Annotated in this window: 30 protein-coding genes; 24 read left to right on the plus strand and 6 right to left on the minus strand. The window is 37.6% G+C overall.

What is annotated here, in order from left to right; translation table 11 throughout:
* Window positions 1-9 precede the first annotated feature (9 nt).
* Window positions 10-603, minus strand: coding sequence for a hypothetical protein (locus COD92_RS05000; protein WP_098529975.1), 594 nt, complete (start codon window positions 601-603; stop codon window positions 10-12).
* 191 nt (window positions 604-794) lie between these two features.
* Here COD92_RS05000 and COD92_RS31805 point away from each other — a divergent pair, with 191 nt between their 5' ends.
* The gene (locus tag COD92_RS31805; protein WP_176541177.1) at window positions 795-1,298 is read left to right on the plus strand and encodes a DUF308 domain-containing protein; all 504 of its coding nucleotides are present in this window, start codon (window positions 795-797) and stop codon (window positions 1,296-1,298) included.
* Between the two features lie 139 nt (window positions 1,299-1,437).
* Here the strand turns inward: COD92_RS31805 and ispG are convergent, their stop codons facing one another.
* From ispG to COD92_RS05020, 3 genes are all read right to left on the minus strand, one after another.
* Complete coding sequence (gene ispG / locus COD92_RS05010; protein WP_255286629.1) at window positions 1,438-2,574, minus strand: flavodoxin-dependent (E)-4-hydroxy-3-methylbut-2-enyl-diphosphate synthase; 1,137 nt, start codon at window positions 2,572-2,574, stop codon at window positions 1,438-1,440.
* 162 nt (window positions 2,575-2,736) lie between these two features.
* Window positions 2,737-3,072 (minus strand): hypothetical protein, encoded by a 336-nt coding sequence (locus tag COD92_RS05015; protein ID WP_098529977.1) that lies wholly within the window; start codon window positions 3,070-3,072, stop codon window positions 2,737-2,739.
* Between the two features lie 85 nt (window positions 3,073-3,157).
* On the minus strand, window positions 3,158-3,925 hold the full coding sequence (locus tag COD92_RS05020) for a DUF1189 domain-containing protein (protein WP_098529978.1): 768 nt from the start codon (window positions 3,923-3,925) through the stop codon (window positions 3,158-3,160).
* A 148-nt stretch (window positions 3,926-4,073) separates the two neighbouring features.
* On the opposite strand from COD92_RS05020, the gene COD92_RS05025 reads away from it, so the two are divergent.
* A complete protein-coding gene (locus COD92_RS05025; protein ID WP_098529979.1) occupies window positions 4,074-4,556 on the plus strand; it encodes a DUF456 domain-containing protein in 483 nt (160 codons plus the stop codon).
* A 53-nt stretch (window positions 4,557-4,609) separates the two neighbouring features.
* Here the strand turns inward: COD92_RS05025 and COD92_RS05030 are convergent, their stop codons facing one another.
* Window positions 4,610-5,305: a Crp/Fnr family transcriptional regulator gene (locus COD92_RS05030; protein ID WP_098529980.1), complete on the minus strand. Its 696-nt coding sequence runs from the start codon at window positions 5,303-5,305 to the stop codon at window positions 4,610-4,612.
* A gap of 551 nt (window positions 5,306-5,856) precedes the next feature.
* Between COD92_RS05030 and COD92_RS05035 the strand changes: the two genes are divergently transcribed.
* The 22 genes from COD92_RS05035 to COD92_RS05140 all read left to right on the plus strand — a co-directional run bounded on the left by COD92_RS05035 (window position 5,857) and on the right by COD92_RS05140 (window position 26,431).
* On the plus strand, window positions 5,857-6,465 hold the full coding sequence (locus COD92_RS05035) for a superoxide dismutase (RefSeq protein WP_098529981.1): 609 nt from the start codon (window positions 5,857-5,859) through the stop codon (window positions 6,463-6,465).
* 109 nt (window positions 6,466-6,574) lie between these two features.
* Window positions 6,575-7,792: an MFS transporter gene (locus tag COD92_RS05040; RefSeq protein WP_098529982.1), complete on the plus strand. Its 1,218-nt coding sequence runs from the start codon at window positions 6,575-6,577 to the stop codon at window positions 7,790-7,792.
* Between the two features lie 241 nt (window positions 7,793-8,033).
* Complete coding sequence (locus COD92_RS05045) at window positions 8,034-10,133, plus strand: peptidoglycan D,D-transpeptidase FtsI family protein (RefSeq protein ID WP_098530116.1); 2,100 nt, start codon at window positions 8,034-8,036, stop codon at window positions 10,131-10,133.
* Window positions 10,134-10,383: 250 nt separating this feature from the next.
* A complete protein-coding gene (gene pstC / locus COD92_RS05050) occupies window positions 10,384-11,304 on the plus strand; it encodes a phosphate ABC transporter permease subunit PstC (RefSeq protein ID WP_098529983.1) in 921 nt (306 codons plus the stop codon).
* Window positions 11,304-12,191: a phosphate ABC transporter permease PstA gene (gene pstA, locus COD92_RS05055; protein ID WP_098529984.1), complete on the plus strand. Its 888-nt coding sequence runs from the start codon at window positions 11,304-11,306 to the stop codon at window positions 12,189-12,191. Before pstC ends, pstA begins: the two co-directional genes overlap by 1 nt.
* Window positions 12,192-12,274: 83 nt before the next feature.
* Window positions 12,275-13,030, plus strand: coding sequence for a phosphate ABC transporter ATP-binding protein PstB (pstB, locus tag COD92_RS05060; protein WP_218011273.1), 756 nt, complete (start codon window positions 12,275-12,277; stop codon window positions 13,028-13,030).
* Between the two features lie 12 nt (window positions 13,031-13,042).
* Window positions 13,043-13,816, plus strand: a complete 774-nt coding sequence (gene pstB, locus COD92_RS05065; RefSeq protein WP_098529986.1) for a phosphate ABC transporter ATP-binding protein PstB — start codon at window positions 13,043-13,045, stop codon at window positions 13,814-13,816.
* Window positions 13,817-13,829: 13 nt separating this feature from the next.
* Window positions 13,830-14,489: a phosphate signaling complex protein PhoU gene (gene phoU / locus COD92_RS05070; RefSeq protein WP_098529987.1), complete on the plus strand. Its 660-nt coding sequence runs from the start codon at window positions 13,830-13,832 to the stop codon at window positions 14,487-14,489.
* 296 nt (window positions 14,490-14,785) lie between these two features.
* On the plus strand, window positions 14,786-15,469 hold the full coding sequence (locus COD92_RS05075; protein WP_098529988.1) for a DUF4912 domain-containing protein: 684 nt from the start codon (window positions 14,786-14,788) through the stop codon (window positions 15,467-15,469).
* Complete coding sequence (locus COD92_RS05080; protein ID WP_098529989.1) at window positions 15,462-16,727, plus strand: glycosyltransferase family 4 protein; 1,266 nt, start codon at window positions 15,462-15,464, stop codon at window positions 16,725-16,727. The genes COD92_RS05075 and COD92_RS05080 overlap by 8 nt, the downstream gene beginning before the upstream one ends.
* Window positions 16,728-16,740: 13 nt before the next feature.
* A complete protein-coding gene (locus COD92_RS05085) occupies window positions 16,741-17,367 on the plus strand; it encodes a hypothetical protein (protein WP_098529990.1) in 627 nt (208 codons plus the stop codon).
* Between the two features lie 64 nt (window positions 17,368-17,431).
* Window positions 17,432-17,581 carry a 50S ribosomal protein L33 gene (gene rpmG, locus COD92_RS05090; protein ID WP_015594975.1) on the plus strand — a complete coding sequence of 50 codons (150 nt, stop codon included), beginning with the start codon at window positions 17,432-17,434 and terminating at the stop codon, window positions 17,579-17,581.
* Window positions 17,582-17,640: 59 nt separating this feature from the next.
* Window positions 17,641-18,210 carry a 5-formyltetrahydrofolate cyclo-ligase gene (locus tag COD92_RS05095; protein ID WP_098529991.1) on the plus strand — a complete coding sequence of 190 codons (570 nt, stop codon included), beginning with the start codon at window positions 17,641-17,643 and terminating at the stop codon, window positions 18,208-18,210.
* Window positions 18,204-18,989: a DUF92 domain-containing protein gene (locus COD92_RS05100; RefSeq protein ID WP_098529992.1), complete on the plus strand. Its 786-nt coding sequence runs from the start codon at window positions 18,204-18,206 to the stop codon at window positions 18,987-18,989. Before COD92_RS05095 ends, COD92_RS05100 begins: the two co-directional genes overlap by 7 nt.
* Window positions 18,990-19,060: 71 nt before the next feature.
* Window positions 19,061-20,014: an L-lactate dehydrogenase gene (locus tag COD92_RS05105; protein WP_098529993.1), complete on the plus strand. Its 954-nt coding sequence runs from the start codon at window positions 19,061-19,063 to the stop codon at window positions 20,012-20,014.
* Window positions 20,015-20,118: 104 nt separating this feature from the next.
* On the plus strand, window positions 20,119-20,313 hold the full coding sequence (locus COD92_RS05110; protein WP_098529994.1) for a hypothetical protein: 195 nt from the start codon (window positions 20,119-20,121) through the stop codon (window positions 20,311-20,313).
* Between the two features lie 220 nt (window positions 20,314-20,533).
* Window positions 20,534-22,093, plus strand: coding sequence for a rhomboid family intramembrane serine protease (locus COD92_RS05115; RefSeq protein WP_098529995.1), 1,560 nt, complete (start codon window positions 20,534-20,536; stop codon window positions 22,091-22,093).
* An 83-nt stretch (window positions 22,094-22,176) separates the two neighbouring features.
* A complete protein-coding gene (locus COD92_RS05120; protein ID WP_098529996.1) occupies window positions 22,177-22,386 on the plus strand; it encodes a YqgQ family protein in 210 nt (69 codons plus the stop codon).
* 11 nt (window positions 22,387-22,397) lie between these two features.
* Window positions 22,398-23,360 carry an ROK family glucokinase gene (locus COD92_RS05125; protein WP_098529997.1) on the plus strand — a complete coding sequence of 321 codons (963 nt, stop codon included), beginning with the start codon at window positions 22,398-22,400 and terminating at the stop codon, window positions 23,358-23,360.
* 84 nt (window positions 23,361-23,444) lie between these two features.
* Window positions 23,445-24,632 carry a M14 family metallopeptidase gene (locus tag COD92_RS05130; protein WP_098529998.1) on the plus strand — a complete coding sequence of 396 codons (1,188 nt, stop codon included), beginning with the start codon at window positions 23,445-23,447 and terminating at the stop codon, window positions 24,630-24,632.
* Between the two features lie 232 nt (window positions 24,633-24,864).
* Window positions 24,865-26,013, plus strand: coding sequence for a YqgU-like beta propeller domain-containing protein (locus tag COD92_RS05135; protein ID WP_098529999.1), 1,149 nt, complete (start codon window positions 24,865-24,867; stop codon window positions 26,011-26,013).
* A 91-nt stretch (window positions 26,014-26,104) separates the two neighbouring features.
* Entirely contained in the window at window positions 26,105-26,431 is a 327-nt protein-coding gene (locus COD92_RS05140; RefSeq protein ID WP_098530000.1) for an MTH1187 family thiamine-binding protein, read from the plus strand.
* A gap of 51 nt (window positions 26,432-26,482) precedes the next feature.
* On the opposite strand, the gene COD92_RS05145 is transcribed toward COD92_RS05140, so the two are convergent.
* Window positions 26,483-26,659 carry a DUF2759 domain-containing protein gene (locus COD92_RS05145; protein WP_098530001.1) on the minus strand — a complete coding sequence of 59 codons (177 nt, stop codon included), beginning with the start codon at window positions 26,657-26,659 and terminating at the stop codon, window positions 26,483-26,485.
* Window positions 26,660-26,693: the final 34 nt, after the last annotated feature.

Below are 26,693 nucleotides of genomic sequence, written 5' to 3' on the forward strand. Positions count from 1 at the left end.
GCTTGTGGATTACACAAGCTGTTTTTTACGTAATGGTTCCTGTTTCTTTAACCAAGTTTCGACCCACTCATGTGCCTCACGCCAATTCTTCACACGTATGACGCCTTCTGGCAGGGGATCCTGATTATAGGGGGTGTCAAAAAGAATGACTGGAATCTGGCACTCTTCATGAATCATCACGGCATTATCATGTTTATCCTCAAAGAAAATGTCGACTTTTTGCTTCTTGGCGGTTTCCACTTTATCGTGTGAACCAATTAACTCAATATGGTGAAATGTTAGCCCATGCTGGAAAAACCATTCCTCCGTCACATCCAGTAAATGAGGTCCACGTGCACTAATGAAAAATAATTCATGTTTATGTTTCCATTTATTTAACACATCAATGGCACCAACTGCAGGCGGTGACCCTTCGTAAATAATCGGTTCATTTTCCGTAAACCACTTAGCAAATTCCTTTTCGGGCACATTAACAAATGGGGTCAATTCGTACTGATTTACATCCTCATATAAAATATTTAGGTTAAAGGCTTTATTGATAAAAGGAAGCAGGGAGGTGGGAGAGGTTACGGTGCCATCTATATCTATACCAAATCTTTTCATTACATCTTCACCCTCGTCTAAAGTTCTCTTTCTATTTTACCAAAGACAGGCCAACAATAAAGGATTATTTTGAAAAGTACCATTTCCGGTATTTCAAATAAATAACTATTGGAGACAAACATTGACATACTAAAAACCGTCAAGTAGTTCACACTAATAAATGCTCCTATAACTGAAAGTGAGGGATTAGGATGGCAGATGAAAGAGACACGAAAGTGCAAGAAGCTCTTCGAGGACCAATAATTGGAGAAGATATTCCCAATTCTCCTTCTGCATATAGGGAAGAAACAGCTTCAGAAGTTGCTGTACCAATTAGGCCTTCTTATTCCCTGAAAAAGTCAGAGAATACTCCTGAGATTGGTGCATCAGTACCTATTCGTTCTTCTCAATACAAGGAAGAAACTGCAGCTGAAATTGCTGCACCAGTTCCTGTTACACTGCGGAAAAATCAAAATGATACACAGCAGCAACAACAGAAAGCTGGCGCTGGAGCCACAGCCGGCACTGGGATGGGTGTCCTTGCCTTAGCGTTATCGATTTTATCACTGTTTGTAATGCCTATACTATTTGGTGCCGCAGGTATTGTGTTAGGATTCGTAGCAAGGAGAAAAGGTGCCGAGGGCCTTGGGGCGTGGGCAATTGGTATTGGAGCGATATCAATTGTGGTCGGTATCTTTATTCTTCCGTTCTTTTAACAGTTCTGCAAAGGAGCAAATAAAGAAACCCGGTTTAAAATACCGGGTTTCTTCATGTTTTATGAGAGAAGAAAGTATAAAGTTTTTAACTTTGAGAATTGGCTAGCTCCAGCGCCTAGCCCCTNNGCTTGCGCTTTTCTTATTTTGTTTTTGACATTTCTTCTTCTTCTGCCTTTTTACGGAAATACTCTTCAGCGACTTGGTCAATTTCCTTTTTCAACTCTTCGACCATTTGTGCCTCTGGAACCTTGCGGACAATCTCACCTTTTCTAAACAATAATCCTTCTCCACGGGCACCGGCGATGCCGATATCTGCTTCACGGGCTTCCCCAGGACCGTTTACCGCGCAGCCTAATACTGAAACCTTAATGGGCGCTTTTATTGTTGAAATATATTCCTCTACTTCATTTGCGATGCTGATAAGGTCAATTTCAATTCTTCCACAGGTGGGGCATGAAATTAATGTTGCTGCATTGGAAGAGAGACCAAATACTTTTAAAAGCTCGCGGGCAACTTTTACTTCCTCAACAGGGTCGGCGCTTAAAGAAATACGTAGTGTATTTCCAATTCCTTTACTGATAATTGCACCTAAACCAGCCGCACTTTTCACTGTTCCGGAGAAAAGTGTCCCAGATTCAGTTATTCCTAAGTGCAGTGGATAATCGAAAGCACGGGCAGCTTTTTCATACGCCTCGATGGCTAAATTAACATCAGATGCCTTCATAGAAACAATAATATCATGGAAATCTAAGTCCTCGAGAATTTTAATATGGTGCAGGGCACTTTCTACCATCCCATCAGCTGTTGGGTAACCATATTTTTCAAGGATTTTCTTTTCAAGTGAACCTGCATTTACGCCGATTCGAATCGGGATTCCACGTTCCTTGGCTGCTTTTACTACCGCTTCAACCTTTTCACGTTTACCAATATTCCCTGGATTAATCCGAATCTTATCAGCACCGCCCTCAATAGCCTTAAGTGCTAATTTATAATCAAAATGAATATCGACTACAAGTGGGATATTAATTCTTTTCTTAATTTCTGAAATAGCATTTGCAGCGCGTTCATCTGGACATGCTACTCGGACTATTTGACAGCCCGCTTCTTCCAATCTTTTTATCTCTGCAACGGTCGCCTCTACATCGTGCGTTTTCGTTGTAGTCATACTTTGAATAATGATTTCATTGCTCCCGCCAATGGTTAAATTTCCTACTTTAATTGGCCGGGTTTTGGTGCGATGTATGATTTCACTCACGTGTAATTCGCTCTCCTTCAAATGTGGATTCGAATTTTAATAAATCCGATCTATTGCCGTGTTAACGGTCCGTACTTGAATGTACTCACAAACAATAATCATTGAATGTGATAACCTGATTCGAGGTTCATCTTATTTTATCAGCCATGTGCTATTTTTGACAAGATTAACGACATATCCTCTTTATTTTGAGTAATCTGGAAAATGATATGTGGAACCTATTTGAATTTTTTCAGGGGACTTACCTCCATTTAATGTTTGAAAGTCCTCGATTAAGTCAGCAATGGATACAGGTAGTGATTTATTAATTTTATGCTCCACAATGGAAATCACTGTATCGCCTGGTTTTACCTCGGCATCGAATGAAGGCGTGTCTGTTTCGGCAGGTGCGGGGGTTCTTTGCTCAACTTTTGCGTCTACAGGTTGAGTGGTCGAGGCTGGAAGAGTGCCAACGGTTAGGTCGTAATAAATAACATATATGACTAAAATAGAAAAGAGAATACCGAATATCTTTTTCATGGGACAAGCCTCCAGAAAGAATGTTTGTACATTCGTATGCTTGTCCACACTTAATTAGAACAAAAAAACGCCCATTGACGGGCGTTTAGTTTGAATTTTTAGGCTTCGGAACTTCCTTAATTGCAAGGTATAACACAATGATGACTACAAACCAATTAATTAGGAAGCTGTTAGGAACTACAGTTTGAATAGCAGTCATAATGGTGAAAAATAAGGTTGGCAATGTTTCACTGTATGCTGCCATTCTCCATAATTGCCGGTAATTAAGCTTACGATTTCCTTTTAAAGCAAGGCCGATAAAGGCTAGAACTGATATCTCAATGAAACTAGCTGCGCTTGAGAAAATATAAATGAACAGCGATACAACGGGAATAATAATCCCTTTCATTCCACCAATAGTATCAACAAAATTTAGCAGGTCGTTATTGGTAATATGTATATCATTCATCATGGAATATGGATAGGTCTCAACGTTGCCGCCGGAGGACAATGCAAACTCATCCTTCAATAATGCGAAAGCATTTCCTTCATCCGCTACGTCATCTCCAGATATTGCACCAGTAGGATCAATAATAATGGTAAAGTTGTCCTTATCGATCGTAACCGGCACATCTGTTTTGGCTGTAAGCTGTCCATTTTTAATGGAGAAAGAAGGAGCTTCGTCTTTTATAATCGTTTTTGCAGCGTCAATTCCCTCTATGAGCGCGGTACTAAAATAAATAATGGATGGCAGGATGGAGATAAATGTTAAGAAAAACACATATAAAATTGTTTTTCCTATACCCTGAAAACGAAATAGGGCAATATCCCTTGGGGAATAAATACTTTTATAAAATTGTTTGAAAATATTCATAAATAACCACCTTAAAAGAAACATGATAAAAAGACACACTTTCTATTGTAGCCTGTGTTATTAATATATACAAGAATGTAGAGGTATCGAAACTATTTTGATATTAATACGTATAGAAGGATAAGAAGAAAAAGAAGGATGAGAATAAATGGAAGTAGTTTATTGGATTATTATAAGTATTTTATTTGTTGTAGCCTTTGTTGGATTGGTTTACCCTATTATTCCGAGTGTGTTATTTTTGCTGGCGGGATTTCTTTTGTATGGTGTATTTTTTTCATTTGAACCTTTTAGTTGGTTGTTTTGGCTTATTCAGGGATTATTTGTCGTGTTATTGTTTGCAGCGGATTATGTAGCGAACCTAATTGGGATAAAAAAGTATGGGGGCTCGAAGGCCGGGGTTTGGGGAAGTACGATTGGTATTATAGCAGGGCCGTTTGTGATTCCTATATTCGGAATTTTAATTGGACCGTTTATTGGTGCCATTGCAGCAGAGTTAATCGTTAATAAAAGAAGCTTAAGCGAGAGTGTGAAAGTAGGAGTCGGATCGGTAATCGGGTTTATAAGCAGTGTTATCACAAAAACCATTATTCAAGTCATTATGGTTGGCTATTTTTTTATGGTAGTTCTATAAAGGAGGGAAGCCACTTGGTTACCCAGGTGGCTTGTCAAGTGCGCTTTAAGCTTTTAATTAATCCCGCAAATTTCAAACGGACAGTTTTGGCAATCAACTTCCGTTTTTAAATAAGCTAAGTTCTTTATCGTGAATTTTTGATTATCATATAGAATGATATCCTTTTCACGGAGTTCTTTTAAGGCACGTTGAATGACCTCTCTTGTGCCATAGGTTAAGTTGGCCAGTTCCTGATGAGTTAAAGGCAAATCAATTAATACACCGTTTTCAGTTTTAACCCCGTAAGAATTACAAAGCCGGATGAGGATGGAATATAAACCACCTTTTTTGCCATTCATAATTAAGTCCTGACATTTCATTTGAGCCTTTAAATATCCTGTGCTTAACCATGCAACTAAAGCATTCATAGCTTCAGGGTCTGTTAAAATAAATTCTTCAAATAGTTCTTTTTTAATAAATAGAACTTCACAGTCAGTTAGTGCCTTAGCAAAAAACTGATACTTAGGATTGTCTTTAAAAAGCTGGTACTCCACGATTATTTCCCTGCCATTTAAGACCTTTAAAATAAATTCCTTACCGCGTAAATGAACCCTTCCTAATGCAATACTGCCTTTAAGGATTAAGTATATATATTCTACCGGATCTTTTTCGTGAAAAAGGGCTGAACCAGCTTTTACCTTCTGGATTGGCTCGTTTTTTTGGAAAAATTGTACCATTAAACTATATATCGAAATGCTTGTGGTTTGCATATTTGTCACTCCTTTTACCTCTACAAGTTGATTAAAATCCATTATAAATAGCATGTCAATAAGGCTTTATTGATGATAAGGTAGTCCTTTTGTTCAGATATGACAAAAATCGTTGACAGGATGCCTTTTTGTTGAATCATGACAATTTTTCGAAAAATAGCTAGGTAATGGATTACCGCCCTTTTTTAATGGTATGGCTGTGTTAAATTTGAGTGTTGATTTCCGCTCCAGGCGCGAGCGGTTCGCGGGTGGTCCGGGGAGCCTCCTCGGCGCTATGCGCCTGTGGGGTCTCCCCAGCCCCGTACTCTCGCAGGAGTCTGCGCGCCTTCCGCTCCGATCAACATGTTAAAAATCACAATAATCTTACACAGCCATTGGTATAAAAATCTGTAAAAGGGAAATTGTATTTATGTTGGGTATAAGCATTTTATTTGAAAGGAAAAACCAATTTTGGTATCTTTTAAGTAACGCTTTAGAATTATTCTTATAAGTAATAGGTTATAATCGCCTAAAGCCCATAACAAATACTATGTACATAGGAGGAATTTATCATGGCATTTGAATTACCAAAATTACCTTATGCAGAGGATGCACTAGAACCACACATCGACAAAGAAACAATGAATATTCACCACACTAGACACCACAACACATATGTTACAAACTTAAATAATGCATTAGCAGGAAATGAAGAATTACTTTCTAAATCAGTTGAAGAAGTAATTTCGAATTTGGATGCGGTTCCAGAAGCTGCACGTACAGCTGTGCGCAATAATGGTGGTGGTCATGCTAACCACTCTTTATTCTGGCAAATCCTTTCTCCAAATGGCGGTGGTGCCCCAACTGGTGAATTGGCTGACGCAATCACTAGCAAATTTGGCAGCTTCGATAATTTCAAAGAAGAGTTTGCAAAAGCAGCAACTACACGGTTCGGCTCTGGCTGGGCTTGGTTATCTGTAAACAATGGTGAATTAGAAGTTTCTAGTACTCCAAATCAAGATTCTCCATTAATGGAAGGTAAAACTCCAATTCTTGGACTTGATGTTTGGGAGCATGCTTACTATCTAAAATATCAAAACAAACGTCCTGATTACATTTCTTCGTTCTGGAATGTTGTTAACTGGGATGAAGTTTCAAAGCGTTATAACGCAGCGAAGTAATGAATGAAAAAAAGGCAGCATTTAGCTGTCTTTTTTTCATTCATTTTAATTTGTATAAGAACCTAGTAGTTGATAAAGACTACCCTTATGACAAAGGGGAGTTTTTTTTATGGCAAAAAAATTTAAGCTTTTAGGCGACGTGGAATTAACAAAGGATTTATCACTTTTGCTGATCATTGGAGGTTTGTATTCATTGAGTGTTGCTTTATCCAACACATTTGTGAATATTTATCTTTGGAAGCAAACAGGACAGTATTCCGATATTGCCCTATATAACCTCTCAATAGTCGTATTGCAGCCGTTAACGTTTATTTTGGCGGGGCGGTGGGCGAAAAAAATCGATCGAGTGATTGTGCTGCGAATTGGTGTAATCGCTTTAGCGTTGTTTTATCTTGCTGTACTGATTACGGGCACAAATGCTTCTACTTATTTACTTTTATTAGGCGGCCTGCTTGGAATTGGTTATGGCTTCTATTGGTTAGCCTATAATGTGTTAACTTTTGAAATTACCGAACCAGAGACAAGAGATTTTTTTAATGGATTTTTAGGGATATTATCTTCTGCAGGCGGCATGATTGGACCAATCGCAGCAGGTATTATCATTACAAAATTTGAAGAATTTACCGGATATACGTTCGTTTTTGGTTTATCACTTGCATTATTCGGGTTAGCGGTGTTTATGAGTTTTTCATTAAAACCAAGGCCTGCTTCCGGAAAATACTGCTTTACACGAATTATTGAGGAAAGGAAACAAAACGAAAATTGGCGTTTTGTGACAAATGCTCATTTTGTTCAGGGGTTACGAGAGGGTACTTTTGCTTTTGTCATCTCTGTTTTTGTTTATATTTCGACAGGAAGTGAAATGTCTTTAGGTACGTTTGGCCTAATCAATTCTGGAATTTCCTTTGTTGCTTACTATTTTGCGTCAAGATTAATTAAGAAAAATCATCGAAAAAAAGCCATTTTAATTGGCGGGATTATCCTTTATGCTTCAGTCCTGTTGATTATTTGGGATTTGAACTTTGTAAAATTATTATTATATGGAGGGATGATTGCAATAGCGTACCCACTATTGTTAGTCCCTTATAGTTCAACTACATATGATGTAATTGGGTCTGGGTGGAAAGCTGCAGAAATGAGGATTGAGTATATTGTTGTTCGGGAAATCTACCTCAATCTCGGCAGGATTATATCTGTCCTAGCTTTCCTAGCGGCTGTTACATGGTTTAACGAAGAAGAAAGTATTCCGATTTTATTATTGTTTTTAGGTGCGGGTCATTTATTAATCTATTTGTTTATGAGAAGAGTTCAATTACCTGCAGCATAAAGCGGTGAGTTTAATCTCATCGTTTTTTTTTGTACAATCACCGAAAAGTGGCGTGGTACTAAAAAAGGAAACAATTTGGTCTAGGTTTTTTAACAAAATTGGTAAGGGTTATTCATAGAAAAATAGAACATTATCCTTTAAAATAAAGAAAGTTATGTAAGCCTTCGAGTAAAGGAAGTGTAGATTGACCTTGAATCTTAAAAAGAAAAAGAAAAAGACACATGTCCCGTTTCGTTTAAATATGGTGTTTTTTGTTGTATTTATCCTTTTCTCTGTTCTCATACTTCGTCTTGGAGAACTGCAAATTGTCTTTGGAGATGATTTTAAACGGGAAATTGAACGAACTGAGGATATTACCGTCAATACCCCTGTACCAAGGGGGAAAATGTATGATCGTAATGGTAAGACAATTGTTGATAATAGTCCGCTAAATGCGATTACTTATACAAAAAGTCAAAATGTTACGCAGAAGGAAATGTTGGACACAGCAGCTAAATTAGCTAAGCTTATCTCAATGGATACCTCAAAAATTCCAATCCGTGACAAAAAGGATTTTTGGATAACCAATCATCCGAAAGAAGCCAAAGCGAAAATTACCAAAAAAGAATGGGCAGCTTATAATCAGAAAAAAATAGACGATAAGAAAATTTATCAATTACAGCTGGACCGGGTTACTGATGAGGAAATAAATAGTTTTAAACCAGAAGAGCTTGAGACGCTTGCCATTTATAGGCAATTCAATAGTGGTTATTCCTTAACACCTCAAATTGTTAAAAATAAAAATGTTACCCCGGATGAATTTGCTATCGTAAGTGAAAATCTAGAAAATCTGCCAGGCGTCGATACAACTACAGATTGGAAACGAGAATATGCTTTTGGTGACACCCTAAAATCTATATTAGGGGATGTCACTTCCTCCGAAGCAGGTATCCCTAAGGAGCAGTTAGATAAATATCTTGCACAGGGTTACAGTAGAAATGACCGCGTAGGGAAAAGTTATCTAGAATTAAAATATGAAAATGTTCTTCATGGTCAAAAGGCAAAAGTGAAAACCGTAACTGACAAAGCCGGAAAAATCCTTTCTACTGAAGTTGTTTCAGAAGGGAAGCGCGGCGATGATTTAGTTTTAACCATTGATATGGACCTTCAAAAGCAGGTTGAAAAAATTGTAGAAGAAGAAATGTGGTCTGCTAAAAGTAAACCTAATACGGGTGTTATGGACCGTGCCTTTGTTGTTGTCATGAATCCTAATACAGGTGAGATATTGTCGATGGCCGGAAAACTAATTGGTAAGGACAGTAATGGAAAGACAGTAATGAAGGACTATGCTAGTGGTAATTTTACGAGCTCTTACAACGTGGGGTCGGCAGTAAAAGGGGCTACCATTTTAACTGGATATCAAACTGGTGCGATTAAACCGGGCTCATACCAACTAGATGAACCGTTAGTGATTAAAAATACTCCTATAAAGAAATCATGGAAAACCTTTGGTTCCATTAATGATCTACGAGCCTTACAAGTTTCTTCCAACGTTTATATGTGGAAGACCGTTATTGCAATGGCAGGTGGAAAATATGTTCCAAATGGTACATTAAATATGGAAACTGCAAAGACCTTTAACACCATGCGGCAGTCATTTAGCCAATTTGGTCTTGGGACACGGACAGGAATTGACCTGCCAAATGAAATGAGCGGTTTTCCAGGTACTGAGAATATTCCGGGTAAACTTCTTGACTTTGCCATTGGTCAGTATGATACCTATACTCCAATGCAGCTGGCACAGTATGTATCCACAATTGCCAATGGCGGTAATCGTGTTCAGCCGCATATTGTAAAGGAAATTCGTGAGCCGGTAATGGAAAATAATGAGTTAGGACCGATTGTTGAAGAAATTGAACCAAAAGTATTAAATCGTATTGATATGAAGGATGCTTGGATTAAACGTGTCCAAGAAGGGTTCCGAATGGTTATGCAGGTGGGCGATGGTACAGCAACTAGTTACTTTAGGAGTGCACCATACCACCCCGCTGGGAAAACCGGAACAGCACAGGCATTTTATGATGGATCAGATAAAACAAAACGTGGTACAGAGGTCTGGAACTTAAGTCTTGTCAGCTATGCACCATCTGATAATCCAGAAGTAGCTGTGGCTGTAGTTGTGCCATGGGCCTATTCAGGCAGCAGTGGTCCAAGTATAAACAACCTAATTGGCCGCAGAGTTTTGGATGCCTATTTTGACTTAAAGAAAACACGTCAAACAACAGAGGGTATTACAGGGACAGAACAGCAGGCAAACCAAACTTCAGTTGATACCGCTCAAAACAGCCAAACTGGTCAATAATTTAATACTCATTAAACCACCTGTTCAAATCGAACCAGGTGGTTTTTTTATTTTTTCCGAATTTACAATATCTATACATAGATTTACAAAACCTTTACATACGATTAAAACCCCGTTTACACTCAGGATTTATGCTTGTATATGTAAGTGAAAACAACGAAAATCTATAAACTGTTCGTTTAATTGAATAACTGGGTAAGTGCAGGTCTCGCATTTACCCTCTTATGACGTATCTAGGGGTGTTGCTGCAATGGAAAAGATCATACCTGCAAAGGAAAGATTGTTAAAGTCTGAGAAAAGTTGGATGAATGGAGAAGTTCGCGGAAAGTTTCTTGTAATTTTATGCGCTGTGATTATGATTTCTGCTACCATATCCATTACCATCTTTCTTGGTACAAAAGGTTTACAATCATTTACTCAGAATAGTGTTAGTTTTATAGAGTTCATAACCAGTATTCACTGGAATCCTACCAATAAAGCTAATCCAGAATATGGGGCATTACCGTTTATCTTTGGATCTTTTGCCGTTACTTTTTTATCGGCAATTGTTGCTGCACCATTAGGAATTGGCGGGGCAATATTCATGACAGAGATTGCACCTTCATGGGGAAGGAAAATATTACAACCGATCATTGAGCTTTTAGTTGGAATTCCATCCGTTGTGTATGGATTCATCGGCCTAACAGTATTAGTTCCTTTTGTCAGGGAACATGTTGGCGGACTAGGATTTAGTTTGCTTTCAGGGACAATTGTGTTATCGATTATGATTTTACCAACAATTACGACCATTGCGACAGATGCGATGAGTTCATTGCCAAAGAATTTAAGAGAAGGCTCTTATGCTCTAGGAGCAACCCGCTGGCAAACTATACGCAAGGTCCTCATTCCTGCAGCATTGCCAACTCTACTGACTGCTGTGGTTTTAGGTATGGCGCGGGCATTTGGAGAAGCATTAGCCGTTCAAATGGTAATCGGAAACGTTCGAGATTTACCAACAAGCCTTTTGGATGCTTCTGCAACTTTAACAACAATTATTACCTTGAACATGGGACATACCACTTACGGAAGTGTTGAAAATAACACACTTTGGTCCATGGGACTCATTTTATTAGTCATGTCGTTTGCGTTTATTCTCCTGATCCGTTATCTATCATCGAGGAGGAAGCTGTAATGAATAGTAAAACTGCTGACCGTTTAGCCACAGGAGTATTTGTGGCGATTGCTATTATTATCATTTCTATTTTGGTTGGACTATTTTCATATATTTTAGTGAATGGACTTAAACATGTATCACTCGAATTTTTAACCACGCCTTCAAGTAATGTACGAGCGGGCGGAGGGATTCGCGATCAATTATTTAATTCCTTTTACGTTCTATTTATAACAATGTTAATTACAGTTCCGCTTGGTATAGGCGGTGGAATATATATGGCTGAATATGCTAAGCCCGGAAAAGTAACGGATATAATCCGTTCTTGTATTGAAGTACTTGCTTCCCTCCCATCCATTGTCATCGGAATGTTTGGTTTATTAATGTTCGTTAATTTAACTGGCTGGGGTTATACGATTTTGGGTGGTGCCTTAGCATTAACGGTGTTTAATCTTCCAGTGCTGGTGCGGGTGAGTGAGGACGCCATTCGTGCAGTGCCTCGTGATTTAAAAGAGGCAAGTCTTGCGTTAGGGATTACACATTGGCACACAATTAAAACCGTTATTTTACCAAGCGCATTTCCATCGATTTTAACTGGTGCGATTCTAGCAGCAGGAAGGGTATTTGGTGAAGCGGCAGCATTGTTATTTACTGCCGGTCTATCAACACCAAGGCTAGATTATGCAAACTGGAATCCCTTTTCTGATCAATCGCCCCTAAATATTTTTCGTCCTGCAGAAACACTTGCTGTACACATATGGTCGGTCAATACACAGGGGCTAATCCCTGACGTTGAAGAAGTCTCAAATGGATCTGCAGCCGTACTGGTTATTTCAGTCTTACTATTTAACCTTTTAGCTAGATGGATAGGAAGCATAATTCATAAAAAAATCACTGCAACAAAATAAAGGGCAGGTGAAAACGGATGGTTACTACTTTATTGGAAAAAGAAACGATAGAACAAACATTTCAATCAACCGTCCCATTTCAAATGGAGAATATTTTAAAAGTAAATAATTTAGAAATATTTTATGGGGAAAAACGTGCCGTAAATGGTATCTCAATGGATATAGAGAAAAATGCTGTAACTGCATTAATTGGTCCGTCTGGTTGTGGTAAGTCAACGTTTTTACGCAGTATCAATCGGATGAATGATTTAATTCCTGGGGCAAGGGCTGAGGGAGAAATTCTTTATGAAGATCTAAATATCTTATCGGGGCAAATAAATGTGGTCGCATTGAGAAAGGAAATTGGTATGGTATTTCAAAAGCCAAATCCATTTCCAAAATCAATCTATGAAAATATTACTCATGCTTTGAAGTTTAGTGGCATTAAGAAGAAAAGCCTGCTTGATGATCTCGTACAGGAAAGTCTTGAAAAAGCAGCACTGTGGGACGAAGTAAAGGACCGACTCTATAAATCTGCACTTTCACTATCAGGCGGACAGCAACAGCGTCTTTGCATAGCTAGGACTATTGCGATGAAGCCGGCGGTTATGCTCCTAGATGAGCCATCGTCAGCATTAGACCCCATATCCAATGCAAAGGTGGAAGAATTAATCGTTGATTTGAAAAAGGATTATTCCATCATTATTGTTACCCATAATATGCAGCAGGCTTCCCGTATTTCTGATAAGACAGCCTTCTTTTTAAATGGAGATTTAATTGAATATGATTCTACTGGAAAAATCTTTACCAATCCTTCCGTAAAAAAGACCGAAGAATATATTTCAGGAAGATTCGGATAAGGGGGCGACGTCATGGCAATTTCAACATTAACAAGACAAATATTTGATATAAAAGATTTAAATTTATGGTATGGAGACCATCATGCCTTAAAAGATATAAATTTTCCCATTAATAAAAAAGAAGTGACAGCGATTATAGGGCCATCAGGATGTGGTAAGTCAACCTTTATTAAAACACTTAACTTAATGATTAATATGATTCCAAATGTCAAAATGACAGGCGAAATTAATCTAAATGGTAAAAACATACTCGATGAGAAAGTGGACCTTGTTGACCTTCGCAAACATGTGGGGATGGTCTTCCAAAAGGGAAACCCTTTTCCACAGTCTATTTATGATAATATAGCCTACGGACCAAGAATTCATGGGATTAAAAAGAAGGTACATCTTGATGAAATTGTCACAAAATCATTAATGGACGTAGCATTATGGGATGAAGTGAAGGACCGATTACATGCACCTGCTTTAGGGTTATCTGGTGGGCAGCAGCAAAGATTATGTATCGCCAGGGCTTTAGCGACCAAACCTGAGGTATTACTGATGGATGAACCAACCTCTGCATTAGATCCAATCTCCACTTTGAAGATAGAAGAATTGATCTTAGAGCTAAAAGAGAAATATACAATCGTTATTGTTACTCACAACATGCAGCAGGCATCACGGGTGTCAGATAAAACAGCCTTCTTCTTAATGGGAGAGCTTATTGAATTAGATGCTACTGCTGCCATATTTTCAAACCCTGCGGACTCACGTACGGAAGGGTATATTACCGGAAGATTCGGATGATGGGGTGGACAGAATGAGTACAAGGTCTAATTTTGATCATAATTTAATGCAATTAAATGAAATGTTATTATCCATGGCTAAAAAAGCGGAAATGGCGATTAAAGATGCTATGCTCTCTTTAGTCAATCAAGACCTCGATAAGGCAAAGGCTGTTCTAATCGGGGATAATGAAATTAATAAATTGGAACAAGAAATAAATGATAAAGCGTTATTATTAATTGCAAGAGAATCACCTGTAGCTACAGACCTTAGAAAAATAAGTGCTGCATTAAAGGTATCATCAGAAATTGAAAGATTGGCTGATATTGCCGTAAATATCGCCAAATCCACCATACACATAGGTAATGAAAAGCATATTAAGGAGATTATTGATATACCAAATATGATGGGAATCGCTTTGGAGATGGTTTCTGAGTCGATTGAAGCTTTTACCACTGAGGATGTTTCTCTGGCACAAGAATGTGCAAAAAAAGATGACCAGGTGGATCAAATGTTTGGCCAGTTAATCCAAGAATTAATGGGATATATTCCGCAAAATCTAAATTCAACCAACCAAATTATTCAGTTAGCATTTGTTTGTAGAAATGTTGAAAGAATCGCCGACCATTCAACGAATATTGCCGAGAATGTTATTTATCTTGTTACAGGAAAACGAATAAACTTAAATGCTTAAAAAAAGAGGAGGCTGCCTAATTGTGCAGCCTTCTCTTTTACTTTATAGATAATACTGTCGAAAAGATAATCATATCCAGTTTAGAAATTTGTTGATACATGTAAAAAACAATGTTTAATTAGTACCTAAAAAAATTTAATTATCGTAAACAAAGCTTGCTATATAGGATAACCAAAATACGACAAAATGCGTTTATTGTATGCTTTCTAATCTGGTGATACCATTAAATTATAAATTATTAAGAATTATTTTGTGATGATTGCATATATTGATTGTTTACAGAATGGAGGAAAAAAATGATTGAGGAAATTATCAAACTAAGAGGAGATGGATTATCATTTCGTAAAATCGCCTCAGAATTGAATACGACAGTTGGTAAAGTTCAGTACCGCTGGAATAAATGGATTGAAGAAAGTAATAATGAAATAACGAATGAACTTAATAGGCAATCTACTAAGGATTCAAATTCCTCAGATGACTCTATTTCACCAGAATTAATTCCACTAAAGGGAGAGCTAAAGGCAAGGCTTATTACACCTCGCAAAATAATTCTTTTCTGGGACATTTCCGAATTACCGAAAAAAATCATTGAACGGTTTTTTAATCGAAAGTTTGAAGAACTTGTCACTGTTACTAGAATTTATGACGTAACGAATATTTTGTTTAATGGTAAAAATGCTCTCCATTATAATGAAATAACCGTCCCTTACCAAAGTGGACACTGGTTTATTAAAGGATTGTCAGAAAATCGGAGCTATGTTGCTGAATTAGGTGTACACCTCTCTGACAATCAATTTTTTCCGCTTTATCGTTCGAATTGTATTCAAATGCCTTCACCTGAAATACTAAGCGGTAATACTTTTCAGCAGGAATTATTGCAATTCCACCGATATGAAGAAGAATCTCCTAAATGGGTTGAGCAAGTGAGTACTTACAGTTATTATGTGAAATCGAACAACTTGGGGGAGCACAATGGATAAACGACAGCCAGGACCAGTTGACTTAGATGTAAAAAGCCAAGCTCCTTGGAAGTTAAAAATATTAATTCTTTCCTGGGAATTCCCGCCTAATATTGTTGGAGGACTATCAAGACATGTAGTTGGATTATCAACTCATTTGGCGGAAAATGGACATGAAGTTCATGTCCTAACAGCAGGGAAAACTAGTCTTCCAACATTTGAAATGGTGCATGGAATAAATGTCCACCGTGTAAGGCCAATTAATGCGAATGACGATCATTTTCTGTCGTGGATTGCCGGCTTAAATTTAGCAATGGCCTTTAAGGCAGAACAACTAGCAGAAGAAGTAGACTTCGATATTATTCATGCTCATGATTGGCTTGTCGGAGCAGCAGCGATTTCCCTAAAGGAATCATTAGGAATTCCACTATTAACCACAATCCATGCGACAGAGCATGGAAGAAATAATGGAATCTATACCGAGATCCAGCAGTTCATCCATGAAAAAGAACAGCAATTAATTTTAGAGTCTGACCAAATTATTGTCTGCAGCGAATATATGAAGGAAGAACTAAAAAAGGTTTTTACCCTGCATGTTGAGAGGATGGCTGTCATTCCAAATGGAATTGAACCATTGACAGTAAATCGGCAAATTGCAGAGGTAATGCCAGTACTAAAGGATAAAAAATATATCTTTTCAATTGGAAGGATAGTTGAAGAAAAAGGATTTGAAACGATAATCGAGGCAGCAGCGATTGCAAAAGAAAAAAAGAAACAAGACTTCGTTTTTGTCATTGCCGGAAAAGGGCCGATGCAGAAGGAGTATCAAAAACAGGTTTCAGAGCTTGGTTTGGAGGACCATGTGACCTTTATTGGCTTCGTAACGGACGAACAAAGAAATGCCTTAATTCAAGGCTGTGAGCTAGCTGTGATACCAAGCCTTTACGAACCATTCGGAATTGTTGTATTAGAAACAATGGTTCTCGGAAAACCAACCATAGTCTCTAATATTGGTGGAATGAAAGGAATTATTAAGCATCTCCAAACGGGGATGTTGATGGTCCCAGGAAATCCACAAAGTCTTATCGAACAAATTGAGTTTTTATTCAATCAACCAGAGAAAGCGAAAGAGATTGGCAGCAGGGGTAAGCAAATTGTTCAACGTCTATATGGCTGGAAACGAATCGCTGCAGAAACAGTTAGAATTATGGTAGATACGTTATTAAGCCAACGAGTAAATGAGACGGAGCAACAGTCAGTGCCAAAAAATGAAAAATAAGGTGTGCATGATGATGAATTTAACTACTGAACTGCAAAAAGGGAAAATTGCCCCTAATCTTGAATTAGCGATGGACTCACTTCATTTAATTCCGGGAATTTGGGTTAATGGGAAATACTTTTGGCTCCAAGACACCATGGAAAAAGTGATTTACGATGAAGAGTTAGTGATCAAAGTAAAGCAAGAACAAATACATTCTAAAATTTGTCTATCAAATGTTTCTGTAAACAATCACAGTCATAAAACGAAACAGATTCATTTTTTAGCAATGCACCATTTTTTAAATGTTGGACAAGACAACTTAACATTCCTGTCACCAGTTGAAAATCATATTATTCATCATGCGAAAACACAGGTTTACCTTGTGAATGGACACTGTAATCATGCAAGTATGAAAGAATACACAGCTGTGCCTCTGCGGAACGCCTATACGGACCGGATTTGGAGTTCCATTGAAAAAGGAACCTTAAAATATCAACCAATGGCAAAAGGACCTGCAGCTAGTATATTTAAGATGACAACGTCTATTGGACCACATCAAACTAGAAAAATGGACACTTGGACGATAAGTGGTACAAGCAAAAACGAACTGATTTTATTAGAAAAAGCACTTCTTAAAAAACACACTAGCATTTCCTAATGAAAAATGATATTATAGAAAAGTCGTATGAACGAACAGCTTAATCGTTTGGAGGGAAATTGACATGCGTGTAAATATTACGCTAGCTTGCACTGAGTGTGGAGATCGTAACTATATTTCAACAAAAAATAAACGTAACAACCCAGATCGTCTTGAGCTTAAGAAATATTGCCCAAGAGAAAAGCGTACAACAGCACATCGTGAAACAAAATAAGCAGTGGGGCTTCCTGCTGCTTTTTTTGTTGCCATCAAATAGTAAGGAGAGCCAATTTTATGACTGATAAGAATAAGATACGTAAACAGGTTAAAGAAACCCTTTCAACGCTGTCAAGACCCCTTTATGAGGATTATTCCTATAAGATCGCCAGAACTTTATTTGCTGATGATGATTGGAAGAAGGCAAAGATCATCGGAATTTATGTTTCAAGACAGCCTGAAGTAGATACATATCAAATCATTCGAAAAGCTTGGGAACAAGGGAAACAAGTAGTTATACCAAGATGCAGTCCAACTGACAAAAGGTTATCATTTAGGACACTTACGGAATTTTCCCAGCTTGAATCGGTCTATTATGGGTTATTAGAACCAATAGAAGAACTGACTGCCGAAATTAATGCCGAAATGATTGATTTAATAATTGTACCGGGCCTCGGATATACTAGGTCAGGCTATCGGTTAGGATTTGGCGGCGGATACTATGATCGTTTCTTAGCTAATTATTCCGGTAAAACTCTATCGCTAGCCTTTAATCAACAAATCATTTCTCATCTTCCAATTGAAAATCATGATATTCCTGTTTCTAAAATTATTACAAATGGTGAGGTCATCATAACGAAATGCTAGAAGACTTGTTTATAAATCTTGTGATAATAATTGGGGCAATGGCTGGATATTTTCAAAAATCCCTTACATTAACCGGTGCTTTTGCAGCTATGCTGGTTGGAATTTCTGTTTATGCCGGTATGGGTTTAAATGGACTTGCATTGCTTGGTGCTTTTTTTGTATCTTCCAACTTTTGGTCAAAACATAAAAGAAATGTAAAAAAGACTATGGAAGAAAAATTGGCAAAAGGAGCAACAAGAGATTGGCTTCAGGTCCTAGCGAACGGAGGGGCTGCGGCTCTTTTTAGTCTCCTTTATTTATTTCAGCCTGAACGGGCTTGGTTGATCGGGTTTATGGTTTGTTTAGCGAGCGCCAATTCTGATACATGGGCATCGGAAATTGGCAGTTTAAGCAAGAAGAACCCTATATACATACGAACATTTAAACGAATTGAAAGAGGAACTTCAGGTGCAATCAGTGGTTTAGGCAGTGCAGCGGCTGCCGCCGGCTCTTTCTTCATCTCCATTCTAGGTTATTTTCTTTTCCAATTAGATATCTATTTAATGTTGATTGTATTTTTATTTGGCTTTATCGGAAATGTCATTGATACGTTATTTGGGGCATTTTACCAACAAGTTTATCTATGTGGACATTGTGGAATTACTACTGAAAAGAAGAGCCATTGTCAAATGCCCACAACTCGAATAAAAGGACTCACCTTAGTGGATAATGATATGGTAAATTTTCTTTCGGGTTTTATAGCTTCATTGTTATCAATCGTAATTTTAAGACTTTTTTGATAAAATTCTAAATTGTATTCATATAATATTTACACTGTATCAATGGATAAAACAAAATGGGAGGAATGTAGATGTTAAGACGTGTTAATCGGGTTGTACTTATTGGAACAGGTTTCGTTGGGTCAAGCTATGCGTTTGCCCTTTTAAATCAAGGCATTACGGAAGAGTTAGTATTAGTTGATTTAAATAAAGAGAAGGCGGAAGGGGACGCCATGGACTTAAATCATGGAATGCCTTTTGCCCCATCTAGGACGAAAATTTGGTATGGGGATTACAAGGATTGCGGTGTAGCGGATCTAGTCGTTATTACGGCTGGGGCGAATCAAAAACCAGGAGAGACTAGACTCGACCTAGTCGAAAAAAATACCAAAATTTTTAAAGGTATAGTTGATCAAATTATGGACAGCGGCTTTAATGGAATATTTTTAGTTGCCACTAATCCAGTGGATATTTTAACATATGCTGTCTGGAAATTCTCTGGTCTCCCAAGAGGGCGCGTTATTGGCTCAGGAACGATTTTAGATACGGCCCGTTTCCGTTATTTACTGGGTGAACATTTTGACGTTGATACTAGGAATGTACATGCGTATATTATTGGAGAACATGGGGATACCGAACTTCCTGTTTGGAGCCATGCTGATATCGCTGGAACAACCATTTCTGAATGGACTAAAAATAAAGCCGACTTTAATCCGGATGATTTAAATCAAATTTTCTTAAATGTACGCGATGCCGCCTATCACATCATTGAACGCAAAGGTGCTACATATTACGGAATTGCCATGGGGTTAGTCCGCTTAACAAAAGCCATTTTACGAAATGAAAACTCCGTACTAACAGTTTCCGCCTACTTGGACGGGGAATATGGTCACAATGATATCTATATCGGTGTTCCTGCTGTTGTTAATCGAAATGGAGTCAGGGAAATTGTTGAACTTGATCTTAATGAGGAAGAAAAAGCAAAGTTTACAAATTCTGTTCAAGTATTAAAAAAGACAATGGAACCTGTGTTTAAGAATTTTTAAATGTTAATTATAAAAGAGACGAATTTCTTATTCGTTTCTTTTCTTTATGAATAATGGATAAATCTTTTGCATCTATCACAGAATAGTAAGTAGGAGGGATGATGATGTCTCGTCTATTAACATCGATTTTTATGATAGGTTCAATTGGTTATGTTGTGTTCCGCTACAGGTATAGAATTATCAATGCCCTGATCGGGACAGGCTGGATGCGAAGGCTTGCTGTAGGCTCTATCATGAGCTTCCCTGGGGTAAGACAAAAATTAATGTCATCCGTTTTTGGAGGACCATCTGCTAGGTGAAAACCACAGATGGTTTTCTGTTTTTTGTCCAATTTTTAAAATTTATTTTGTCAGTGGTTTAGAGCCATTGTTGATCGTTCTTTTCGTTTATAATGAAAGGAACGGAGGGAAATGAATACAGATTAATACTTAGACCATGTTTAGCTTTAGGTGTAAATTTGTACTGGCAATGGCCATAACTATCCATATACTTTTAGCTTAAATAGAAAGTAGGGGAGAAATGAATAATAAAGAAGGTTACATCTTTTGGAGGGTGGCATATTCTTTCATTTCTGATCAGGGTTATCGGGTTATTCAATTATTTGAAAATCAAAAAGAACTGTGGCTTGAAAAGTTAGAAAATAAAAAAGCTCCTATTATTCGCATGCTGCTCCATGATTTAAATTGGAGTAATGCCATGCAGAGAGATATTGAATTTACAGCTTCAAACGGGGAAAGAGTGCGTAAACAAATCAGTAAGAGAGAACTTAATGTACTGAATATTTATGTCAGTCAGTTTCCGCCGGTGGATGAGTATGAATATCGTCTTGCAAAACCTTTTGTATTTCCACAAGAAAATAAAACGACCGTTACTTCTATTATTTTGGCAAACGGGAAACATGAATCAGGATTTAGAAACATTTCCGAAAATCTTGGTTCAAATATTCATTTTGAATTCCAGGATGATTATTCAGAACAAGAGGTAGAGGAATTAAAGAAGTCGGCATTAAATCTTAACGTTAAAAAGGTTAGAGCCGAACAAGAGATTCTTTTTAATGGAAAGCCTTTGCTTACATATGTTTTTATCGTCAGTCAACTTGCTGTTTTCCTTTGGATGGAAATTCACGGGGGAAGCACTAATACATCCACATTAATAAAGTATGGTGCCAAAGTAAACGCCCTGATCTATCAAGGTGAGTGGTGGAGATTGATTACACCCATTTTTCTGCATAGTGGCTTTTTACATTTAGTAATGAATACACTAGCATTATATTTTTTAGGTTTAACAGTTGAACGAATATTTGGCAATATTCGGTTCCTTTTTATTTATCTATTTGCTGGTGTTACTGGTTTTATTTCAAGTTTTCTTTTTAGTCCAATCGTATCAGTTGGGGCAAGTGGGGCTATTTATGGCTGTTTTGGTGCATTATTATATTTTGGTACGATTTATCCCAAATTATTCTCTCGGACAATAGGATTAAATTTAATTGTTGTACTCGGAATAAACCTTGTATTTAGCTTTACGTCTTCAGGAATCGATAACTATGGTCATCTAGGTGGATTAGCAGGAGGATTTTTAGCTGCAGGAATGATGCACTTTCCAAAAAATAAAAAATGGGTATTACAACTTTTATTCTTCTTCTTGTCAGTAACAATTGTTGGCGGATCATTGTTTTATGGATACCATTCAACTTCAAGTACAGTCTATGAGGATTCGGTTGTAATGTTGGCACAAGAGTATGTGAATAAAGGAAATTATAAAGATGCATATAAGTTATTAAAAGATTTTGAACAGAAAACCAGTAATCCGACAGAAAAAACATATTTAATTTTAGGCTTTGTTGAATACAAACAAAACCAATTATCAGATGCAAAAACACATCTGCATAAAGCTATTGAATATGATTCCAAATTATCGACAGCATACTATTATTTAGCTATCATAAATTTCAATGAGAATAATTTTAAACAAGCCAAACAGAATGCAGAAAAAGCTGTGAAGCTGAATCCAAGTGACCGGGACTTTTCAAAGTTGCTTAATTACATTAATCAAACACAATCCACAGGAAAAGAAGGATAGCTTCGAGAGCGTTCGTGAGGTATACTTTTATTTAGTATAAGAATATACTCTCCATTCAAAATGAAGGAGGCAGGGGTCTCTAGATGAAGACAATCTATGATATTCAGCAATTTTTGAAACAATTTGGAACCATTATTTATGTTGGTGATCGAATTGGTGACCTTGAGCTAATGGAAGCAGAGTTAAAAGACTTATATCATGCACAATTAATTGAACCAAGAGAATATCAGTCTGCTTTGTTATTATTAAGACATGAAATCCAGATTCAAAAAGAAAAAAGTAACCAAAGGTAGGGGAATTTACGTTGACAGATAAATGGATAGCAGGTATCGACCTCGGCGGCACAACTACTAAAATAGCCTTTATTACAAACTCCGGTGATATTGTACATAAGTGGGAAATCATAACAGATAATTCGAATGAAGGTCAAAATATTACTTCCAATATTGCTAAGGCAATTGATGAGAAGTTGTCTCAGATTGGTGAAACCAAAGAAAAGTTAATGGGGATTGGTATGGGGGCACCTGGACCTGTTGACTATGAGTCAGGGATTATCTTAAATGTCGTAAATTTAGGCTGGAAGGATAACTACCCACTCAAGGATAGCCTGGAAGAAGCAACTTCACTTCCTGCAGCTGTTGAAAACGATGCAAACTGTGCGGCCTTAGGGGAAATGTGGAGCGGTGCCGGGAATGGGGCAAAAGATCTCGTCTGTGTTACACTAGGGACTGGTGTCGGCGGCGGGGTTATTGCAAATGGAAATATTATCCAGGGTATTAACGGTGCAGCTGGTGAGATTGGCCATATCACAGTCATTCCATCTGGCGGAGCGCCTTGTAATTGCGGAAAAACAGGATGTCTTGAAACCGTTGCCTCTGCTACTGGGATTGTTCGGTTAGCTGAGGAGGCCGTTAAAAACAGCAGCTCATCAAGTAAATTAGGAGAACTGTTTAGGATCACTGCTAAGGATGTTTTTGATGCAGCCCGCGATAACGATCAATTGGCACAAAAGGTATTAAATGAAGTATCCTTCCATTTAGGATTAGCTTTAGCAAATATCGGCAACACACTAAATCCTGATAAAATTGTTTTAGGTGGAGGCGTATCGAAAGCAGGGAATATTTTACTAGATTCAGTAAAAGAGAACTTCGAGAAATTTGCCTTCCCTGCAGTTAGAAATTCTACTGAAATAGATATTGCCACATTAGGAAATGATGCAGGTGTTTTAGGTGCCGCCTGGTTAATAAAAAATAAATTAAATCAATAATCATTTAAAAACCCGTAGAATTACGGGTTTTTATCATTTTTTGATGAAGATTTACATATATTCTTTATGATGGGAGGAGAGTATATGGAGATAAGTGTACGACCTGAGGATACTCTATCATATTTAAGCAAGTTATTTAAAATCCCACTCCAGCTAATATTGGATTCCAACTCACACGTAAATCCAATGGATATGAAACCAGCAGATAAAATTCATTTACCTGGATATGTTTCAGTTCCCTATACTATAAAAGAGGGAGATACGTTTGAAAAAATTTCTGTATTAAGAGGAATAGAGCTGGAATCCCTCTTTCTACTAAATCAAACCATAGATCCAATCCAACTGGTTATTGGTGAGCAGGTTTTTGTCCCCGAAAAAATAGTCGTTCCCCTTGTACAAGAAAAAACCCCGTTAGATTATAATAGACTGGCAAAATTAATGAAAAATCTTAAGAGGGTTTATCCCTTTATGGAAGTAACAAACATTGGTACGAGTGTTTTAGGTAACCCTATTCATGAAATCAGGATTGGAAAGGGAGATAAGAAAATACATATGAATGCTTCCTTCCATGCCAATGAATGGATTACTACAATGGTCCTCATGAGTTTACTAAACCAGTATTTGGTATCAATCACAAATAATCAACCCGTTAGAGGGAGGAAGGCATTAGCTCTTTATGAGAACGTTGAGTTATCCCTTGTACCAATGGTTAATCCTGATGGAGTAGATTTGGTGTTAAACGGGCCGCCTGCTCATTTACGAGAAGATCTTATAAAAATTAATGAAGGCAGTGATGACTTTATCCATTGGAAAGCAAATATAAGAGGCATCGATTTAAATAACCAATTTCCAGCTAACTGGGAGCTATGCAGGAAAAATAAGAAGCCACAGGCACCTGCCTCGCGAGACTTTCCAGGAGACGATCCATTAACAGAACCTGAGGCAGCCGCTATGGCGGATTTAGCCCATAAAAATGACTTTGACCTCATTCTTGCCTTTCATACCCAAGGAGAGGAATTTTATTGGGGGTATGAAGGACTTGAACCTGCTGAGTCTGAATTACTTGCGAAAGAATTTGAAAAAGTGAGTGGGTACCGTGCGATCCGCTATGTAAACAGTCATGCAGGATATAAGGATTGGTTTATTCAGGAATTTCATAGGCCTGGGTTTACTCTAGAGCTGGGGAAGGGAATTAATCCGTTACCGCTTTCTCAATTTCCAGAAATACTTAAACATGCTGAAGGAATATTTTTTGCTGCATTAGCTTATTAAATTTTCCGGGTTTCTTACTTGTAATATCACCCTACTGTTATTAAAATAGAGTGGAACTAGCATGAGAAAATTTAGATAATGATGGGGCCTTAAAGACCGTCCACTGACAACCATCGATTAAAAAAGCCGGGCAATCTACGGCTTTTTTTCCTATTTAAGTTAGGTGGATCATGTTTGAAAATATTTTTGTTAATCAACCGTCGTAACCATGATAGGGATAGGAGGAGACGACTTGATTCATTTGAACAAATTAAACCAAGCGAACAGTACACTTATTTTGCTAATCTTTATTTTGTCGTCTCTCTTCTTAGGTGCGTGTGCCGTTAAGGATCAGTCTAAACAAAAAATTCCTCATAATAATGAAAAGACAAAGGTACCTGCTGCATCACTCAGTGCCGAATGGAAACTGCCAATAACGATTCCTGCAGGTCAGGGTGAATTTTATAAAGTAGCAGGCTGGTATACTAACCAACAAATTTTCTATGTAACCAACTTAAACCAAACCTCCAATCTATTTCTTTATAATCTGTTAACAGGAAAAAGTAAGTTGATTTATAAAACTGAGAATCCGATTGTCAATGTCCAAATAAGCCCATCAAAGAAATATCTATTAGTTCATACCTCACCGTCCTCCTATGAGGGAGTGGTTACGATCATTGATGCTAAAGGGACTGAACTTTTAAAAAAGACATTTCCGTCCTATGATCTAGGGTTTGAGTGGAATCCTTATAATGAGTCAAAGGTTCTGGTTACAAAATTCGCAGAAGACTGGAGCTTTCAATTACTTATCCTAGATTCGAGGGATGATAGTACAACTGAACTCAATCTTCCGCAGCCATTTATTAAATGGATCAGGAAGGATGAAATTGCCTACCTGAACTGGAATCAAACTAGTCCCTCATTAGTTGCCCCGCTAATATTTAAACAATTAGGAAGTGAAGGGGACAAGACTGTTTTTTCTAATTTAATTCAATTTGCAGCCTATCGTAATCTGCTCATGACAGTTACTGTAAATAAAGGGGACTCATCTATTGCCGACTATTCATTCTATGACAAAGAGAAGAAAAGGCTGTTTAGCTTTTCTATACCACATTTAACCAAGTTTTCAGATTGGCTGGTTCCTTTTTATGATTATAGCGAACAGAAGAAACAATTTCTCACCTTCAGACCGCTAGAGAGTGGTGAAATGGATACATATACAGATGGATTCCAACTTATTAGCTATGACCTAAAGAAGGGCAGCAGTAAACTGATTCTAGGAGGCTTGGACAATGTCCCTATTTCGATTTCACCATCAGGGGACACAGCTCTGATAGGGAATAACTATGAAAAGATGATTGATTTAAACAAAAAGAAAAGCTATGAATTAATGAAGGAATGATAATCAAAAGGTCATTCTTTTTTCCTTTGTTGATTGATATGGTAAAATCACAAAGGAATATTAAAAATGTGAAAGTGATGGTGATACTCTAATGGCAATTGTAGATGTAACAGTTATACCGATTGGGACTGAAACGCCAAGTGTAAGTAAATGTGTAGCTAGTGTTCAAAAGGTATTAAGAAGCTATGAAGCGGAAGGGAAAATTAATTTCCAATTAACACCGATGAATACGATTATTGAAGGAGAATTGCCAGTTCTTTTTGAAGTCATCCAGGCCATGCATGAGGTTCCTTTCTCTGAAGGCATTAAGCGGGTTGCGACTACAATTCGAATTGATGATCGCAGAGATGTGAAGCGAAGCATGGATTATAAGGTTGAACGGGTTAATAGCCTGTTGAAAGAAAATGAGGATAAATAAGAAATGCAAAAAAGACTGTCAGAGGACAGTCTTTTGCTTTAATTATTCAGATTAGTGTGTTCCAGTTGGAAAACCGGATTCAATTATAGTCATCACTGTGAACCAGCCGAAAACTAGGAATGAAGCAACACCCCAAAAAGCGGCCAGGAAGTTCTTATTTTTTAGTGAGCTATAACCGGCATAGGCTGCAAGGATTGTTACAAGAGCAAAAATAATCACTAAACCCATTTTTAGTTCCCCCTTTTTCGTAAAAGCCATTTCC

The sequence above is a fragment of the Bacillus sp. AFS037270 genome (assembly GCF_002585305.1).

Bases quoted from the DNA above. Each gene is read 5' to 3' on its own strand.
- COD92_RS05000 (WP_098529975.1), bottom strand. From the start codon at position 603: ATGAAAAGATTTGGTATAGATATAGATGGCACCGTAACCTCTCCCACC.
- COD92_RS31805 (WP_176541177.1), top strand. From the start codon at position 795: ATGGCAGATGAAAGAGACACGAAAGTGCAAGAAGCTCTTCGAGGACCA.
- COD92_RS05015 (WP_098529977.1), bottom strand. From the start codon at position 3,072: ATGAAAAAGATATTCGGTATTCTCTTTTCTATTTTAGTCATATATGTT.
- COD92_RS05020 (WP_098529978.1), bottom strand. From the start codon at position 3,925: ATGAATATTTTCAAACAATTTTATAAAAGTATTTATTCCCCAAGGGAT.
- COD92_RS05025 (WP_098529979.1), top strand. From the start codon at position 4,074: ATGGAAGTAGTTTATTGGATTATTATAAGTATTTTATTTGTTGTAGCC.
- COD92_RS05030 (WP_098529980.1), bottom strand. From the start codon at position 5,305: ATGCAAACCACAAGCATTTCGATATATAGTTTAATGGTACAATTTTTC.
- COD92_RS05035 (WP_098529981.1), top strand. From the start codon at position 5,857: ATGGCATTTGAATTACCAAAATTACCTTATGCAGAGGATGCACTAGAA.
- COD92_RS05040 (WP_098529982.1), top strand. From the start codon at position 6,575: ATGGCAAAAAAATTTAAGCTTTTAGGCGACGTGGAATTAACAAAGGAT.
- COD92_RS05045 (WP_098530116.1), top strand. From the start codon at position 8,034: ATGGTGTTTTTTGTTGTATTTATCCTTTTCTCTGTTCTCATACTTCGT.
- pstC (WP_098529983.1), top strand. From the start codon at position 10,384: ATGGAAAAGATCATACCTGCAAAGGAAAGATTGTTAAAGTCTGAGAAA.
- pstA (WP_098529984.1), top strand. From the start codon at position 11,304: ATGAATAGTAAAACTGCTGACCGTTTAGCCACAGGAGTATTTGTGGCG.
- pstB (WP_218011273.1), top strand. From the start codon at position 12,275: ATGGAGAATATTTTAAAAGTAAATAATTTAGAAATATTTTATGGGGAA.
- pstB (WP_098529986.1), top strand. From the start codon at position 13,043: ATGGCAATTTCAACATTAACAAGACAAATATTTGATATAAAAGATTTA.
- phoU (WP_098529987.1), top strand. From the start codon at position 13,830: ATGAGTACAAGGTCTAATTTTGATCATAATTTAATGCAATTAAATGAA.
- COD92_RS05075 (WP_098529988.1), top strand. From the start codon at position 14,786: ATGATTGAGGAAATTATCAAACTAAGAGGAGATGGATTATCATTTCGT.
- COD92_RS05080 (WP_098529989.1), top strand. From the start codon at position 15,462: ATGGATAAACGACAGCCAGGACCAGTTGACTTAGATGTAAAAAGCCAA.
- COD92_RS05085 (WP_098529990.1), top strand. From the start codon at position 16,741: ATGAATTTAACTACTGAACTGCAAAAAGGGAAAATTGCCCCTAATCTT.
- rpmG (WP_015594975.1), top strand. From the start codon at position 17,432: ATGCGTGTAAATATTACGCTAGCTTGCACTGAGTGTGGAGATCGTAAC.
- COD92_RS05095 (WP_098529991.1), top strand. From the start codon at position 17,641: ATGACTGATAAGAATAAGATACGTAAACAGGTTAAAGAAACCCTTTCA.
- COD92_RS05100 (WP_098529992.1), top strand. From the start codon at position 18,204: ATGCTAGAAGACTTGTTTATAAATCTTGTGATAATAATTGGGGCAATG.
- COD92_RS05105 (WP_098529993.1), top strand. From the start codon at position 19,061: ATGTTAAGACGTGTTAATCGGGTTGTACTTATTGGAACAGGTTTCGTT.
- COD92_RS05110 (WP_098529994.1), top strand. From the start codon at position 20,119: ATGTCTCGTCTATTAACATCGATTTTTATGATAGGTTCAATTGGTTAT.
- COD92_RS05115 (WP_098529995.1), top strand. From the start codon at position 20,534: ATGAATAATAAAGAAGGTTACATCTTTTGGAGGGTGGCATATTCTTTC.
- COD92_RS05120 (WP_098529996.1), top strand. From the start codon at position 22,177: ATGAAGACAATCTATGATATTCAGCAATTTTTGAAACAATTTGGAACC.
- COD92_RS05130 (WP_098529998.1), top strand. From the start codon at position 23,445: ATGGAGATAAGTGTACGACCTGAGGATACTCTATCATATTTAAGCAAG.
- COD92_RS05140 (WP_098530000.1), top strand. From the start codon at position 26,105: ATGGCAATTGTAGATGTAACAGTTATACCGATTGGGACTGAAACGCCA.
- COD92_RS05145 (WP_098530001.1), bottom strand. From the start codon at position 26,659: ATGGGTTTAGTGATTATTTTTGCTCTTGTAACAATCCTTGCAGCCTAT.